Genomic DNA, 15,552 nt, shown 5'->3' with positions numbered 1-15,552 from the left:
GAAGGAGCTACCACGATGAACGGAACCCAAACCGGGCTGCTCGCGGGACTCGTGCTCGGTCTCGCCGCGACCCAGAGCTTCGTCGCCTTCCTCATCACGCTCGCGGTCGGCGTCATCGGGCTGATCGCCGGCAGGGTCGTCGACGGAAGGCTCGATCTCTCCGATGTCTTCGGAAGGGGCAGGGACAGGTGAGTGTTCCCGCTCAGCGTTCGGCGGAACCGGTACCGGCCGACGAGCGCGGGACGCTGTCGATCGCGCGGTCGGTCGTCCGCGCGATCGCCGAGCGGGCCGCCGACGACGTCAACGGCACGGCCGAGGTGGAACGCAGGATCGCCGGGCTCGGCTTCGGCAGGCACGGCGCGAGCGTCACGGTGTCGGGCAGCGGTGGTGACGTCGTGCTCGCCGTCGACGTGGCTTTGCGTTATCCCGCACCGGTGCGCACGGTCGTCGACGACGTGCGCGCCAGGGTGACCGCCGACGTCGAGCGCATGACCTCCTATCACGTGCGCGGCCTCGACATCACGGTTTCGGCGCTGCGAGGGGAAAGCGGCGCACGCGTGCAGTGACGAACCGCAAGGACCGGCCACGACGGCCGGAGCGAATCCGGGAGTGACCGTGCGAATTCTCGTCCGTCTCCTTTCGACAGTGCTTGGCCTCGCCATCGCGGCGGCGGGCGCCTTGCTGGCATTGGAGGTCGCCTGGCGGTGGTGGCGCCCAGCCGAGGCGCCGCTCGTGGTTCCATGGCCACAATGGAGGGACGCGCTCGCGGGGATCGCCTGGGATTCGGCTGGAGTGCGCGTCACCGCGGCCGTCGTCGGTGTCGCGGGGCTGCTGCTGTTGCTGGCCGCGGCGACGGCACGCCGCCGTGACGTCGGGTTCACCGATCCGGCGACCGAGGTCACCGTGACGACCTCACCGCGATCGCTGGCGCGGGTCGTCGGAGCGCACGTGCGGAAACAGGACGACGTGGTGTCGGCTTCGGTGACGGCTACGGCTCGCAAGGTCAGGGTGCGCGCGGTGAGCCGGATGGAGACCGAACAGGGGCTGCGACCGAAGCTGGCCGGGTCGGTATCGGCGCTACTGGACGACCTTCCCCTTGCCAGGCAACCGAAAGTCTCGGTCGTCGTCGATTCGCCGAGGGACCGCCGATGACGAAATCCTTCTCGGCCAAGGCACTCGGCCGTTCCTACCGCACCGAGCGCACCGTCACGTTCACGACGGGACTGCTCGCCCTGCTGCTCGGAGCCGCCGTGCTGGTGGTCGGGCTCGGCTGGTTCGGCACCTACCGCGCGCGGCGCCCCGTGCTCGATCCGATGGCCGTGGACTGGCTGAGGCAGCAGCAACCGACGCTGGTGCGGATCGTCGTGATCGTCGCGGGCGTGGCGATGCTGGTGCTCGGCCTGTGGTGGTGCGCGCGGTCACTGCGGCCCGAACGCCACCCCGACATCGAACTCGACCGCGTTCAAGGACACCGGCTCGTCGTGTCGTCCTCGGCGATCACCGAGGCCGTCAGGGCCGACGCCGAGGCCATCGACGGCGTGACGAAGGCGAAGGTCCGCGCCGTCGGCAGCAGGCGACATCCCGCGCTGCGGCTGCACGTGTGGCTTCGCGAAGGCAGCGACCCGCGTCAGGTGTGGGCCCGCATCGACGACGACGTCCTCGGCAGGGCGAGGACCGCGCTGGGGGTGACCGTGCTGCCGACCGCGATCCGGCTCGAACTCGGCTTGGGCAAGTCAACTCGCGTACGGTGACGCCATGCCGCTGCCGGTTCCGCGACCACTCAAGCCGATGCTCGCCCGTGCGGCCTCCCGCATCCCCGACTCGGCGAGCCTGTTGTTCGAACCGAAGTGGGACGGCTTCCGCTGCATCGTCTTCCGCGACGGCGACGAGCTGACTCTCCAGTCGCGCTCGCTGAAGCCGTTGAACCGCTACTTCCCCGAGGTCGTCGCCGAACTCGCGCGGACGCTGCCCCCTCAGGTGGTGCTCGACGGCGAACTGGTGGTCGGCGTCGAGGGGCGGCTCGATTTCGACGCGCTGACCGAACGGATCCATCCCGCGGCCAGCCGGATCGCGTTGTTGTCGGAAGCCACGCCGGCCCGCTTCGTCGCCTTCGACGTACTCGCCATCGGCGAACGGTCGTTGCTCGACGAGCCGACGAGCACGCGCAGGGACGCCCTGACCGGGCTGGCCGAGAGCGGGTTGCGCAGGACTCCGGCCACGACGGACCCGGAGACGGCCCGGCACTGGTTCGCGTTGTTCGAGGGCGCCGGACTCGACGGCGTCGTCGGCAAACCGCTCGAAGAGCCCTACCAGCCGGGCAAACGCGCGATGACCAAGTACAAGCACTCGCGCACCGCCGACTGCGTCGTCGCGGGACTGCGCTGGCACGCCGACACCGAACCGGGCGAGGCGGTGGGCTCGCTGCTACTCGGCCTTCACGACGAGGACGGCGTGCTGCACCACGTCGGCGTCGTCGGCGCGTTTCCCGCGACGCGGCGAAGGGAACTGGCCGCCGAACTAGCGCCGCTGCGCACCGACGGCCCCCATCCGTGGCTCGGCGAGGCCGTCGTCGAGGGGCAGCGGCTTCCTGGCGGGGTGAACCGGTGGCGGCCGAACGAGCAACCGTGGATACCGCTTCGTCCCGAACGGGTCGTCGAGGTGGGGTACGAGAACACCGAGGGCGGGCATCCCTCGCGACTGCGGCACACCGCGAGGTTCGTGCGCTGGCGGCCCGACCGCACCCCCGGCTCGTGCGACTACGCCCAGCTCGACCAGCCGGCGAGATACGACCTGGACGCCGTCTTCCACGGCGAGGTCAAACGCACCCGCTAACGCCACCCACACCCTGCGCATGCGACAGTACGCACGAAGCGTCACCGCAGGAAGTGAGGACAAGAACCAGTGCCGCGCCGTGCCCGCAGGCTGATGCTCGCCGTGCTCGTGCCGGTGGTCCTCGCAGGATGCACCGCGGGTCCGTCGACCAGACCTCCCGTCGTGGAAAACGACGGTCCCCCACCGCAGCGGCAATCGGCGCCGCCGAGCGAGGTTCCCCTCCCCGACTTGGAGGAGTCGCGCGGTTCGAATATCGACTGGTCCGACTGTCCCCAGCAGACGCTGAGCCGGCTTCCCGGCACCGCCGCCGACACCGTCGATGTCTCCTGTGCGCGCATCACCACGACACTCGACGCGCCCGACCTTCCCCGCAGGGGCCTGACGAGGGTCGCGCTGCTCAAGGTGGGCTCCGGTCCCGTTCCGCTCGCCGTCGTCAACGACGTCGACGGCGAACCGGGCACGCTGTACGCGGCGAGACTCGCCGCCTCGCTGCCGCCCGAGGTACTGGAGAAGTTCAGCCTCATCGGCATGGACCGCAGGGGAACAGGGGAATCCGACGCCGCCCGCTGCATCCCGGCCGACGTGCGGGCCGACCTGCTCGGCCACGACCCCGAAGCGGACATCGAGCCGGTGCTCGACGCGGCCCGCACCGCGGGCCAGCAGTGCGCCATCAACCTTGAGGACGAGCAGGAGGCGCTCGACACCTGGCGGGCGGCCGGCGATCTCGACGAGTTGCGTCAGCAACTCGAAGTCGGTCACCTCAACGCGATCGGGCACGGTGAGGGATCGAAGGTCGTCGCCGTCTACGGCGCCAGGTTCCCCGACAGGGCCGGCAGGTTCGTGCTCGACGGCGTTCCCGATCCCACGGAGGACATGGCCACGCTGCTGGACGGCATCGCGGGCGGCGCGGAGGCGACCCTCGACGCGTTCGGCGAGGACTGCGCGAACCGGGGCTGCTCGCTCGGCTCCGACGCGAGGGGCGCGGTCACCTCGCTGGTCGAAACGAGCCGGTCGGCACCACTGCGCGCCACCGACAGCGCGTCACTCGGGCCCGCTCTGGTGCTCAGGGCCGTGCACGCGGGGCTCTCACAGCCGGACCGGTGGCCCGAGCTCAGCGACGCGATCGACTCGGCCCGAAGCGGCGACGGCACCGCGCTCGCGGCGTTCGTCAACCCGCTGCTCGTCGAGACGAGAGAGACCGCGGCGCGGCTCGACGGCGCGCTGGCGACCCTCTGCAACGACACCACGACGAGACTTCCCGCCGACCAGCTGCACCGGGTGGCCGACGACCTCGGCGGCAAGCATCCGGTGTTCGGCGCGCTGCTGGCACAGGAACTCGCCTGGTGCAGCCCATGGCCGAGCAAGAGGGAACCGCCGCCCGACATCGGCGCGCCGGGCACCCCGCCGATGGTCATCGTGAGCACCGCGACCGACCCGGTCACCCCGGAGGAGGGCACGATCAGGGCCGCCGAGCAGATTCCCAGCGGTGTCCGCATCGCGTGGCAGGGAGCCGGTCACGGCGCTCTCGGCTCGGCGTGTGTCGGCGACGCCGTGCGGGCCTTCCTCATCGAGGGCACCGTGCCCAAGGACGGCACGCTCTGCCCGGCCTGACGTGCTTGATCAGGTGAGCGCGAACTCCGCGCTCACCGGCCGGTGGTCCGAGGCGAGCACGGCGGGTACCTCGGCCGAACGGGCCCGCAGCACTTGCCCCGCACCAGCGAACGTCACGTAGTCGATCCGCGCACGCGGCGCGTGCGCGGGGTAGGTCGCGCCGGAGCCCGAGGGCGCCCCCTGGTGCACGGCGGGCCACACGTCGGTCAACCGCGTGAAGAGCGGGCCGAGTTCAGGTGCGCCCGGTTCGGCGTTGAAGTCGCCGAGCAGCAGCGTGGCCTCTCTTCCGCCTTGTCGGTCTTCGATGACGTCGAGCGTGTCGGCGACCTGCGCGCGCCGGACGGCAGGGTCGGCGCGGTGGTCGAGATGCGTGGTGTACACGCGCACCGGTCTTGTCCCCACCCTGACAAGCACCTCGGCGAGTCCTGGGGCCAGCGCGGGAACGGGATCGGGCTCGATCGTCGACAGCCGCGTGATGAGGTGGTTGCGCGCCGCCTCGATCGGATACCTGCTCAGCACCGCGACTCCGAACCGCCGCCGCGCGGAGTGCCCCGGCTCGGGGTCGAGGTCGTAGATGGGCGCGAAGAACACGTTCATGCCGGTGAGCCTGGCGAGTTCGGCCGCCTGATCGCGGTAGTCGCTGCGGGCCGACCAATGCACGTCGACCTCTTGCAGCGCGGCAACGTCCGCCCCGCTGTTCTCGATCACCCTCGCGACGCGTTCGAGGTCCAGTCTTCCGTCGGCTCCGGTGCCCGCGTGGACGTTGAAACCGAGCACGCGCAGCGACCGGGGCGGGCCTGGGGGTCCCGCCGTACCGGCCGACGGCGCCGCGAGGGCCGCCACCAGCACGATGATGATCACCGGGACCGCGCGCGAGGCTCGCATCGCGATCACGGTACCGGGTGGCGCTGAGGTCACGCTCGGGTCGCGGTGCCCGAAACCGGCTGTTGAACACTTGACGGGGACGGGGGCAAATGTTTCGCTGACCGGCGGTGAATCTTCTGTCGTTGCTCGCTGGACTGACCAAGAGCGACCCACACGCCACCGTCGCGATCGATGCCGATCCCGCACAACCCGTGCACGTGAGCCGCTCCGAGCTGTGGCGGCGCGCGTTGCAGTTGCGCGCGGATCTGGCGACGGCGGGTGTGGGCCGCGGTGACGCCGTGGCGTTGTGGCTGCCCAACTGGTCGGCGGTGCTGGACTGGCATATCGCGACGGCCTCGCTCGGCGCGCACACCGTCGGCCTCGATCTGGCCGCCACTCCTGACACGGTCGCTTCGGTACTGGCGAGGGCGAAGCCCAAGGTGATCGCGCTGGCACACGGGCCGTCGGCGCCCGTCGCGCGCGATCTCCCCAGCCCCGTGCGCACTCTGCGGGCCGCGCTGGACTCGCTCGGTTCCGGCACCGCGCTCACCGAACAGGTTCCCGCCGTCGCCGTCGTCACCGGACCACACGACATCCCGCCCGTCGACCCCGGCAACAGCGACGTCGGTGGTGGCGCGTGGCTGCCGAGTACCACCACGGTGGGCATGCCGATGCCGGTGACCCGCGGCGACGAGCTCGCGGTCGCCTTCGGTCCTCGCCTCGCGGCACACCGGGAATCGGCGATCACTCGGCACGCGGCCGCCGTCGCGGACGCGATCGGCATCGGCGCCGACGACACCGTGGCGTGCACGCTTCCGCTCACCGGCGCCTTCGGCTTCGTGCTGGGGCTGGCCGCGCTCTCCGGCGGGGCGACCTGCCTGCTGGAACCCTCGCCAACGGCGGAGGCCGTGCTGGACGACCTGACCAGGTTCGGCGTGACCCACCTCGGCGTGGACACCGGATTCGCCACCGCGCTCACCGGTGCCTGGCACCGGCGGCCGGGACCCCTGCCCCACCTGCGCTGGCTCGGCCTCAGCGGCCCGCCCAGCGAGCCTCACGACACCGATGGCGCCGACGACACCGAGGAACAGGCACGGCGCGCGGCGAGCTGGGCGGAGGACAAACTGGGAGCCGTCTGCGCGGGTGGCTACGGTTCGGCGGAGGTACTGGCGTTGAGCGCCGTCCAGCCGGCCGGCTCGCCGCGACGGTGGTCGCAAGGCGGCAGGCTGGTGTCACCAGGCATCGAGGCGCGCGTCGTCGATCCCGGTTCGGGGCTGCCATTGGTCCACGGCGAGCGCGGCGAGCTACAGATTCGTGGTTACCCGGTCGTCGAGGGCTACCTCGGCGACGAGGAGGCGACCTCGGCGAGGCTCGCCGAGCACGACTGGTTCCCCACCGGCGACCTCGCCGTCCTCTCCGGCAGCGGTGAACTGCGGCGGCTCGGCAAAATCCCGGCACCACATCGCGACTGAATCGGGCCCCCTGGGGACCTTGTCCCCTATGGCGTGAGCCCGCGCACCCCGAATACTGCTCCACATGAACGACGCCGCGGGACGGCGAATGGAGCAGGTCGACGACCGGACGGCACTCCGCCTGCTGAGCAGTGTTGCCTACGGCAGGCTCGCCTACAGCAGGCACGCGCTGCCCACCATCCGGCCGGTGAACCACCTGCTGGACAACGGGAACATCCTCGTATACAGCCGCATCGACGACGGGCTCGACGGCGCCGCTGGCCAGATCGTGGCCTACGAGGCCGATTCGATCGGGACGGCGGGCGAACTCGACTGGAACGTCGTCGTCACGGGAAAGGCGCAGCTCGTCGGCGACGACCTCGCGGCGGCGTGGTTCACCAAGCTGCTCGGCATCGGCGCGGGACCCGAGCCGGGTACGGTGCTGCGGATCTCCGCCGAACTCGTCGCCGGATACGCGTTACCGGGCGAACCCGGCTGACGGGGAGTCCGCAATGGACACCCCGGCGGTGCTCTACCGTGGAGAGGTGACCGGCAAAACCAAGTTGATCATCGGAATCGCCGTTGGCGCGGCATTCGTGGTCGCCGCGCTCACCCTGCCGGTGCCCTCACCTTCCGAGCTGCGCGCGATGGCCGGCGAGGCGGGCACGCCAGGGGCGTTCGCGTTTCTCGGCGCGTACGTGGTCGCGACGGTGTTGCCCATCCCCCGGACGGTATTCAATCTCGCCTCGGGTCTTCTACTCGGCCACGTACTGGGGATTCTCGTCGCGCTCACGGCGACGATATTGTCGGGACTGCTTGGTTTCCTGCTCGCCCGCGCGCTGGGCAAGGACGTGGTGACGCGGCATCTTCACCGGAAACCGGTAAGGGTGGTCAACGAACGGCTTTCCGGTGGCGGAGTGATCGCCGTCGCGTCGTTGCGGCTGATCCCCGTTGTTCCCTTCGCGCCGTTGAGCTATTGCTGCGGCATCTCCTCGTTGCGGCTTCGTCCTTATCTGGCAGGGACTTTCCTCGGCAGCGTTCCCGGAACGGTCGCCATCGTGGTGCTCGGCGACGCGCTGACGGGAACCACGCCACCCGCACTATTGGCGTGCTACGTAATGTTCGCTCTGCTCGGCGCGATAGGGTTGTGGCGCGTCGTTCGCGCGACGGCACCACCTCCGACGGAGGCCGAGTACGCCGCGCGGTAAGGACCCGTACACTCTCGGCGGTTCACGCGGCTCACCGAGTCAGTACCGCTACACTCGTTCGAGTGCGCGGGTGGGACGAATCGCGCGAAGTCCATTCACGATCGCGAGAAGTAGCCGAGGAGCAGGCGCCATCGACACCGGTCAGTTGATCGCAGGCCACTATCGCCTCGTAGAGCACGTCGGCAGTGGTGCCATGGGCATCGTCTGGCGGGCGATCGATGAGCGTTTGGAACGTTCCGTCGCCGTCAAACAGATCCTGCCCCAGCCGGGACTCTCCGAGGCGGAACGAGCCAACGTCCGCCAGCGCGCGATGCGCGAGGCGAAGAACGCGGCCCGTTTCCAGCACCCCAACGCTATCGTCGTGTTCGATATCGCCGAGCACGAAGGCGATCCATGTCTTGTCATGGAATACCTGCCTTCGCGCAGTCTCTCCGCGATACTCGCCGAACACGGAACACTGCCGGTCGCGGAGGTCGCCCGCATCGGAGAGCAGGTCGCTGCCGCGCTCGTCGCCGCGCACAGGGCCGGAATCGTGCACCGCGACATCAAACCGGGCAACATCCTGATCGACGACAACGGCACCTGCAAGATCATGGATTTCGGTATCTCGCGGGCCACCGGTGACCTGACCCTCACCCAGACCGGGCTGATCGGCGGGACGCCCGCCTACCTCTCGCCCGACCTGGCTCGTGGCGCCGACCCCACGCCCAGTTCCGACGTCTTCGCGCTCGGCGCCACGCTGTACCAAGCGATCGAGGGGGTCCCGCCCTACGGCGACAGCACCAACCAGCTCGCGTTGCTGTACGCGGCGGCCAACGGCAAGGTGCAACCGCCGACCCAGTCAGGGCCGGCGACGGCGTTGCTGATGAGCCTGCTGCGCACCGACCCGGAAGAACGGCCGAGCATGTCGGAGGCGAAGCAGCGCCTCACCGCGCTCGCGGTCAGCACGAGCACAGCTGGCGAAGACACCGCCAAGAAGCTGTCCTCGACGCTGGTGTCCCCTCCACTGCTTCCGGTCTCCGGCCGTAAGCCCGCCGCGGCCGATCAAGGACCCAACAGTCCTCCCGCGCCGCCTCCGCCGTGGCAGCGCAACCAGTCGCCCGCGCCTCCCCCGCCTCCGAGCGGCGGCGGTCAGGCACCGCAGCCCCCTCCCCCCGAGCCGTCGCGGGACGGAGCCAGACGCAAGCCGCTCGTGTTCGGCGCGGTCGGCGTCGCGGCGCTCATCGCCGCGGTCATCCTGGTCGTCGCGTTGAATTCGGGCGGCAACGACGAGAACCCCAACGCCCAAGGCGCCACATCGACCTCGTCGTCCACCCCGCCGCCCAGTCCCAGCAACCCGCCGCCCTCCACCGAGGAGTCGACGGCCAACACCGCGGGAACCACCGTCGGCTGGGGCGAGGCCGGTCAGGTCGTGCAGGCGTTCTACAGCAACCCGGCAGGCTCATGGGGCCTGCTCACCCCCGCTGCTCGTGCCGCATACGACAACGACCAGTCCGAGTTCACCGAGTACTGGTCCGAGCACCCCTCGCCGTCGTTCGGCGGTATCGAGGCGTACAAGCGCGAGAACAATCCCGACGGTTCGGTCGACATGCGATTCAGCGTCGACATCGGCGACGGAAACCAGCAGCTGATCCTCCGTGTGGTCAACTCGGGCGGAACACTGCTGATCGACAGCGACACCCGGCCGGACAACTGACCCCGGGCCGCTGCGATCAGCGGTCACGGTGGCCTACCGTTGAGGCATGCCCGAGGACACCGCACGCCCGCGCAACGCGCGCTTCGAGGACGACCTCGTCGGGCTCGACCCCGACGATCCCGAAGCTCAGGAGTTCGCCGCGCACCTCGACCGGATGCAACGGTCCGATCCCACGTTCACCATCGAGGGCTCGCTGCGCGGGGTCGCCGATTTCGCCGACGGCAGCAATCGCGCCGGCGGCTTGCGGTGGTGGGTCGCGGTACTGATCGTGTGCCTGATCCTCGTCGGCGTCATGTTCGCCGCGTGGGACATCATCACCGGGCTGTTCGCCTGGCTGGCCGGGTAACCTCGAAGACATGGAACCTGCCACTGGAACCAACCGCGCCAAGGTCGAGAAGTCCGAGGAGCAGTGGCGCGCGGAGTTGTCGGCCCCCGAGTTCGCGGTGCTGCGCAAGGCGGCGACCGAACCGGCCTTCACCGGCGAATACACCGACACCAAGACGACGGGGCTCTACGAGTGCCGCGCGTGTGGCGCCGAACTGTTCCGCAGCGACACGAAGTTCGACAGCCATTGCGGCTGGCCCTCGTTCTACGACCCTTCCGACAGCGACGCGGTAATCCTGCGCGAGGACACGTCCCTCGGCATGAGGCGCGTCGAGGTGTTGTGCGCCACGTGCGACAGCCACCTCGGGCACGTCTTCGAAGGGGAGGGCTACGCCACCCCGACCGACCAGCGCTACTGCATCAACTCGATCGCGCTGCGCCTGGTGCCCGGGGAAGGCTGAACCGCCCTTCCCGCGGGCACTCCGGCGCCGTCACGGCAGGTTGAGCACCAGTTCGCCAGGCTGCACCTTGGTTCCCGTGTAGAACGGGGTTTCCTCGCGGACGTGCAACCGAGCCTCCGTCCCGCGCAGGTGCCGCATGAGGTCGACGATGCGGTGCAGTTCGTCGGCCTCGAAGGCGAGGATCCACTCGTAGTCGCCCAGCGCGAACGAGGACACCGTGTTGGCCCTGACGTCCGGGTAGTCACGGGCTTCCTTGCCATGGTCGGCAAGCATCTTGCGGCGTTCGTCGTCGGGCAGCAGGTACCACTCGTAGGAGCGGACGAACGGGTACACGCAGATGTATTTGCGGGCCTCTTCCCCTGCCAGGAACGCGGGGATGTGGCTCTTGTTGAACTCGGCAGGCCGGTGCAGCGCCACCTGGCTCCACACCGGTGCCGACGCCCTGCCAAGCGGGGTGCGGCGGAATCCGGTGTAGGCGGCCTGGATCTGCTCGATTTCCTCGGCGTGCCACCAGATGAGGTAGTCGGCGTCGGCGCGAAGACCGGCGACGTCGTAGACTCCGCGCACGACGACGCCCTTGCCCTCAAGCGCGTCGAGGTAGTCGGTGGTCTCCCTCGCCGCGTCGCCCCGGTCGTCACCGAGCCGTCCCGGTTCGACCTTGAACACCGACCACGCGGTGTAGCGAATGGTGTCGTTGAGTTCTTGGTAATTCAGGCGGGCCATGGCCCTATCGTCCCACCACGTGCAGGGCGGCGGCGTGCGCGGTGGCGATACAGGCCGGAATGCCGACGCCGTACAGAGCGGCACCGGCGACCGCGAGCCTCGGAACCCCGGCGAGCGCGGCGCGGATGTCGGCCACCCTGCGGACGTGTCCCACCCCGTACTGCGGAAGACCGCCTCCCCAGCGCCGCACGAGCACGTCGACCGGCTCAGCCGTGATGCCGGTCAGTTCGGTGAGATCGGCGCGCACCAGCCGCGCCAGTTCCTCGTCGTCGGCCCTGAGGCCGTCCGTGTCGCCGAAGCGGCCGACGGAGCCTCTGACGAGCACCGGCGCTCCCGGCGGCGCGTGGTGCGCCCATTTGCGCGCCGAGAAGGTGAACGCCTTGGCGGTGAACGGGCGCCCGTCAGCGCGACGTTCCGTGGCGCCGATGAGCACACCCGAGTTCTTCGGCAGTTCGGTTCCCGGTGGCAGGGCGAGCGCCACGACGGCCATGGAGGCGAGCTCGACACCGGCGAACGCGGCCGCGGCGGCAGGCACCTCGTCGGCAAGCAATTTGGCGGCGGCGGGCGCCGGCACCGCGAGCACGACCGCGTCGACGTCGAGTCGCGAGTCGGCTGGGGCGTGCGATTCGGTGGCCGCGCCGAAGCTCAGCCGCCAGCCGCCTTCGGGCCTCCTGGCGAGCGCGCGCACCGGCTCGCCGAGCCGCAGCATCGGTTTCGCTTCCTCGGTGAGCCGCGTGATGAGCGTTTGCAGGCCGCCGGTCAACGTCGCGAAAACCGGCCTCGCCGAGGGCTTCTCCGGAATCTGCCTGGCCGCCGCCTCGGTGAGCGAGCCAGCGCCGTCGTCGATGGCGTCGGCGATCGCGGGAAGAGTGGCCCGCAAGCCGAGCCCGTCGGCTCCCCCCGCGTAGACACCGCCAAGCAACGGGTCGACGAGCCGGTCGACGAGTTCGTCGCCGAAACGGCCGCGCAGCAGCGCGCCGAGGGAAAGGTCGCCTGGCGGCAGCTCCAGCCGGGGCAGTTGCGGTTCCGAGGCGGCGGTCCTGCCGCCCTCCTCGGACAGCAGCCCGGTAAGTGCCTCCGCCGACGAGGGCACCCCCATCACCGTGCCGGATGGCAGCGGCCGGGTAGCCCCGCCAGCGCGCACCGTCGCGGAGGCCCCGCTCGGGTGCACCAGCTCGTCGGAAAGACCGAGATCCCCCGCGAGCACCACACCTTCCGGCCTGCGCGCCAGGAACGCCTCCGCTCCGACGTCGAAGGGCATTCCCGCGAGTTCCGCCGTGTGCAGCTTGCCGCCGAGCTCACCCGTCGACTCGCACACCGTGATGACGGCCTGCCCGCCCAGCTCCCTGCGCAACCGGTAGGCGGCGGTCAACCCGGAGATCCCGCCACCGACAACCGCGACTCTCAGCATGACGGCATCCTCACAGGTCTCTACCCCGGCTGGTACTGGTTCCTTACAGACTGTGGACGAGTTCGACGACTCTCGTCAGCACAGTGGGATCGGTCTCGGGCAGCACACCGTGCCCGAGGTTGAAGATGTGGCCCCTCGCCGCCTTGCCCTCATCGGCGATGCGCCGTACCTCGGCCTCGATGACCGGCCACGACGCCATCAGCAGCGCCGGATCGAGGTTGCCCTGCACGACGGGAGCCGTGCCGGTGGCCTCGGTGAGCCTGCTGGTCGCCTCGTCGAGCGGAATCCTCCAGTCGACACCGACGACGTCCGCGCCCGCTTCTCTCATCGCGGGCAGCAGCTCCCCGGTGCCGACGCCGAAGTGGATGCGGGGCACGCCGTACCCGGCGACACCGGCAAGCACCTTGGCCGAGTGCGGGAACACGAATTCACGGTAGTCGCGCCGCGACAGCGCGCCCGCCCAGGAATCGAAGAGCTGGACCGCGTCGACGCCCGCGTCGAGCTGTGCCCGCAGGAACGCGAGGGTGACGTCGGCGAGCTTGTCCGCGAGCGCGTGCCACAGCTCGGGCTCGGCGTGCATGAGCGCCTTGGTGTGCTCGTGGTTGCGGCTCGGTCCCCCCTCAATGAGGTAGGAGGCCAGCGTGAACGGCGCGCCCGCGAAACCGATCAGCGGCGTCTCGCCCAGTTCCCTCAGCAGCAGCGCGATCCCGTCGGTGACGGGCTCGACCTGGCCGGCGCTCAGCCCGGGCAGCTCGGCGACGGCCTTCGCGGTCCTGATCGGCTCCGCGACGACAGGGCCGGTGCCCGGCACGATGTCCACCGCGACCCCGGCGGCGAACAGTGGCACGACGATGTCGGAGAACAGGATCGCGGCGTCGACGCCGTGCCTGCGCACCGGCTGCATGGTGATCTCGGCGAGCAGCGCCGGATCGAAGCAGGCCCGCATCATCGGCACGCCCTCGCGTAGCGAGCGGTACTCCGGCAGCGAGCGCCCCGCCTGGCGCATGAACCAGACCGGAAGGTGGCTCGGGGTGCCCCCGCGCGCGGCGACCAGCAACGGGGCCTCCGCGAGGTCCCGGCGCGCGGCTGCCGGGGAACCCGGCGAACCGGGCACGGGCGAACCGGAGGGAGAAACAGCCGGCGCCGAAGGGTCAAGCGCCGGGGAAGCGGGTGTCGGGGGAATTGTCATCATCGTTATCGTGCCACGACCTGATCGAAGCCCTTTTCTCGGCGCGTCCATGCCGGTGCCGTACGGGTGGCGGCTTACAGTCGGGCGGTGACCGCCATGACCCAGGCGCCAGAGGAGTTCCACGCCGCCGTAGCAGCACTTCAGTCCGTGCGTCCCCGGCCGGAGGTGACCCTCGAACCCATCAGGGCCCCGCAGCGGCTCGCGCCGTGGGCCTACGCACTGGGCTGCGAAACCGTGGGGCCCGGCGACGTGAAGGCGTCGGGAAGGCTGGTGCTGCTGTACGACCCCGAGGGCCAGGAAGCCTGGAACGGGGTCTTCCGGCTGGTCGTGTACGTGCGGGCCGGTCTCGACAGGGAACTGGCGACCGACCCCTTCCTCCCCGCCGTCGGCTGGTCGTGGCTCACCGACGCGCTGGAGGCATCGGGGGCGTCCTGGTCGACACTCGGCGGGACGGTCACCGAAACGTCCTCGGCGAGATTCGGCGACATCGCCGGACCGACCCGCACCGACGATCTCGAACTGAGGGCGTCCTGGACGCCTGACGACGCGGATCTCGCACCCCACGGGGAGGCGTTCTGTCAACTCATGTCGAGTTACGTCGGCCTTCCCCCGGTTGGAGTAACCATGTTTGAACAGCGACAGTCCCTCTGAAGACCCACTGAACCCCTCCGACGGGTCTTCCTTCGCGATCTGACATCCTCCGCGAGAGCCTTCACTCCCCCGATTTCCGCCGTATCCGACCGCCCTTGAGGCGGCCCTCCGGCGGCTGCACGCGGCGTCTGCACGCCCTGATTGACGTGCGTAAACCTGTTACATCGGTATCGCTGCGCGATGCGTTAACCACGGGGCGTGTATTGACCCGAACGTGCTACACCAGCCGCACGGGGTAACTACCCGATCGGGATAGATACCTCTTCGATCGCCCCACTGACCCACTCGGGCGGCTAAAGTGCATCCCACGACACCACTTTCGGTCTAAAGCTGGCGCGGCTGATTGGCCGAAAGTCCCGGTGCCGGTCGGGGGGCACGACCGACTCCAGGGAGGTAGTGACGTGGCTGCCGTCGGCTTTTCACAGGCCGTTCGTTCCACGCCAGCCGGTGCGTTGCCGGCGAGCATGGTTCCGCATCCGCGGGAAGAGTTGTTTTCCGTGCTGGTGGTCGATGACCACCCGCTGTTGAGGGAGGCGATTGCCGCACGACTGGCGCAGATGGGCGCCGGCACAGTACACGAGGCCGCCACGGTGGCCGAGGCGCGCGCGAGGGCGGCGGCCACAGGGCCGTGCGACCTGGCGATTCTCGACCTCGGACTGCCGGACGGCAGTGGCATCGAACTGGTCACGGAGCTCCGCAGCAGCGGCTGGCCCCGGGTAGTCGTGCTGGCTTCGTCCGACGACCCTTATGCGGTCCGCTCGGCGTTCCAGGCGGGCGCCCAGGCTTATCTCCTCAAATCGGCATCGCCGGTGGTCGTCACCGACGGTGTCCGCAGGGTGCTGGAGGGCGGCGTATACGCCGACCCGAGCGTGGCACCCGTACTGGCCACCGGCACCAGGGTCGCCGGCACCGACAACACGCCGCGTGAGCTGTCAGCTCGCGAGGTCGAGGTGCTGCAACTCGTCGCCGACGGCCAGTCGAACAAGGAGATCGGTGAAGAGCTGAGCCTCTCGGCGCTGACGGTGAAGTCTCACCTCTCGCGCATCGGGCGCAAGCTCGGCACCGGTGACCGGGCACAAATGGTGGCGCTGGCCATGCGTGCCGGCGTCATCCGCTAGTTACAGAGGGTCC

At 69.9% G+C, this 15,552-nt stretch carries 18 protein-coding genes; 14 read left to right on the top strand and 4 right to left on the bottom strand.

Annotation, left to right across the window (positions count from 1 at the left end; all coding sequences use genetic code 11):
- The first annotated feature begins 15 nt into the window (after positions 1-15).
- The 6 genes from BAY61_RS11455 to BAY61_RS11430 all read left to right on the top strand — a co-directional run bounded on the left by BAY61_RS11455 (position 16) and on the right by BAY61_RS11430 (position 4,443).
- Positions 16-192 (top strand): hypothetical protein, encoded by a 177-nt coding sequence (locus BAY61_RS11455; RefSeq protein ID WP_091796920.1) that lies wholly within the window; start codon positions 16-18, stop codon positions 190-192.
- Positions 189-566, top strand: coding sequence for an Asp23/Gls24 family envelope stress response protein (locus BAY61_RS11450; RefSeq protein ID WP_091796918.1), 378 nt, complete (start codon positions 189-191; stop codon positions 564-566). Before BAY61_RS11455 ends, BAY61_RS11450 begins: the two co-directional genes overlap by 4 nt.
- A 49-nt stretch (positions 567-615) precedes the next feature.
- Positions 616-1,152 carry a DUF6286 domain-containing protein gene (locus BAY61_RS11445; protein ID WP_091798716.1) on the top strand — a complete coding sequence of 179 codons (537 nt, stop codon included), beginning with the start codon at positions 616-618 and terminating at the stop codon, positions 1,150-1,152.
- Positions 1,149-1,751 (top strand): alkaline shock response membrane anchor protein AmaP, encoded by a 603-nt coding sequence (gene amaP, locus BAY61_RS11440; protein WP_091796917.1) that lies wholly within the window; start codon positions 1,149-1,151, stop codon positions 1,749-1,751. Before BAY61_RS11445 ends, amaP begins: the two co-directional genes overlap by 4 nt.
- A gap of 4 nt (positions 1,752-1,755) precedes the next feature.
- On the top strand, positions 1,756-2,832 hold the full coding sequence (locus BAY61_RS11435) for an ATP-dependent DNA ligase (protein WP_091796915.1): 1,077 nt from the start codon (positions 1,756-1,758) through the stop codon (positions 2,830-2,832).
- Positions 2,833-2,901: 69 nt separating this feature from the next.
- Positions 2,902-4,443, top strand: a complete 1,542-nt coding sequence (locus BAY61_RS11430) for an alpha/beta hydrolase (RefSeq protein ID WP_176879491.1) — start codon at positions 2,902-2,904, stop codon at positions 4,441-4,443.
- A gap of 9 nt (positions 4,444-4,452) precedes the next feature.
- On the opposite strand, the gene BAY61_RS11425 is transcribed toward BAY61_RS11430, so the two are convergent.
- Positions 4,453-5,328, bottom strand: a complete 876-nt coding sequence (locus BAY61_RS11425) for an endonuclease/exonuclease/phosphatase family protein (RefSeq protein ID WP_091798713.1) — start codon at positions 5,326-5,328, stop codon at positions 4,453-4,455.
- A gap of 107 nt (positions 5,329-5,435) precedes the next feature.
- Here BAY61_RS11425 and BAY61_RS11420 point away from each other — a divergent pair, with 107 nt between their 5' ends.
- The 6 genes from BAY61_RS11420 (at position 5,436) to msrB (ending at position 10,447) form a co-directional block, all read left to right on the top strand.
- On the top strand, positions 5,436-6,779 hold the full coding sequence (locus BAY61_RS11420; RefSeq protein WP_091796910.1) for an AMP-binding protein: 1,344 nt from the start codon (positions 5,436-5,438) through the stop codon (positions 6,777-6,779).
- Between the two features lie 64 nt (positions 6,780-6,843).
- Positions 6,844-7,257, top strand: coding sequence for a pyridoxamine 5'-phosphate oxidase family protein (locus tag BAY61_RS11415; RefSeq protein WP_091796908.1), 414 nt, complete (start codon positions 6,844-6,846; stop codon positions 7,255-7,257).
- Positions 7,258-7,270: 13 nt separating this feature from the next.
- Positions 7,271-7,966: a TVP38/TMEM64 family protein gene (locus BAY61_RS11410; protein ID WP_091796907.1), complete on the top strand. Its 696-nt coding sequence runs from the start codon at positions 7,271-7,273 to the stop codon at positions 7,964-7,966.
- A 145-nt stretch (positions 7,967-8,111) separates the two neighbouring features.
- Positions 8,112-9,662, top strand: a complete 1,551-nt coding sequence (locus BAY61_RS11405; protein ID WP_091798710.1) for a serine/threonine-protein kinase — start codon at positions 8,112-8,114, stop codon at positions 9,660-9,662.
- A 46-nt stretch (positions 9,663-9,708) separates the two neighbouring features.
- Complete coding sequence (locus BAY61_RS11400; RefSeq protein WP_091796905.1) at positions 9,709-10,008, top strand: hypothetical protein; 300 nt, start codon at positions 9,709-9,711, stop codon at positions 10,006-10,008.
- 10 nt (positions 10,009-10,018) lie between these two features.
- Complete coding sequence (msrB, locus tag BAY61_RS11395; RefSeq protein WP_091796121.1) at positions 10,019-10,447, top strand: peptide-methionine (R)-S-oxide reductase MsrB; 429 nt, start codon at positions 10,019-10,021, stop codon at positions 10,445-10,447.
- Positions 10,448-10,477: 30 nt separating this feature from the next.
- Here msrB and hemQ read toward each other — a convergent pair whose 3' ends face one another.
- Genes hemQ through hemE form a run of 3 tightly spaced genes read right to left on the bottom strand, consistent with a single transcriptional unit; the run spans position 10,478 to position 13,695 of the window.
- A complete protein-coding gene (gene hemQ / locus BAY61_RS11390; protein ID WP_091796118.1) occupies positions 10,478-11,170 on the bottom strand; it encodes a hydrogen peroxide-dependent heme synthase in 693 nt (230 codons plus the stop codon).
- Positions 11,171-11,174: 4 nt separating this feature from the next.
- Entirely contained in the window at positions 11,175-12,581 is a 1,407-nt protein-coding gene (gene hemG, locus BAY61_RS11385; protein WP_091796114.1) for a protoporphyrinogen oxidase, read from the bottom strand.
- Positions 12,582-12,624: 43 nt separating this feature from the next.
- Complete coding sequence (gene hemE / locus BAY61_RS11380; RefSeq protein ID WP_245865999.1) at positions 12,625-13,695, bottom strand: uroporphyrinogen decarboxylase; 1,071 nt, start codon at positions 13,693-13,695, stop codon at positions 12,625-12,627.
- Positions 13,696-13,857: 162 nt separating this feature from the next.
- Here hemE and BAY61_RS11375 point away from each other — a divergent pair, with 162 nt between their 5' ends.
- Positions 13,858-14,421: a DUF3000 domain-containing protein gene (locus BAY61_RS11375; protein ID WP_170140035.1), complete on the top strand. Its 564-nt coding sequence runs from the start codon at positions 13,858-13,860 to the stop codon at positions 14,419-14,421.
- A gap of 401 nt (positions 14,422-14,822) precedes the next feature.
- Positions 14,823-15,539 carry a response regulator transcription factor gene (locus tag BAY61_RS11370; protein ID WP_091796107.1) on the top strand — a complete coding sequence of 239 codons (717 nt, stop codon included), beginning with the start codon at positions 14,823-14,825 and terminating at the stop codon, positions 15,537-15,539.
- The last annotated feature ends 13 nt before the right edge of the window (positions 15,540-15,552 follow it).

This window comes from Prauserella marina (genome assembly GCF_002240355.1).
In the GTDB taxonomy this organism is placed as follows: Bacteria; Actinomycetota; Actinomycetes; order Mycobacteriales; family Pseudonocardiaceae; genus Prauserella_A; species Prauserella_A marina.
Note: the sequence above shows the minus strand (reverse complement) of the source record. Positions and strands in the feature narration are given on the sequence as shown.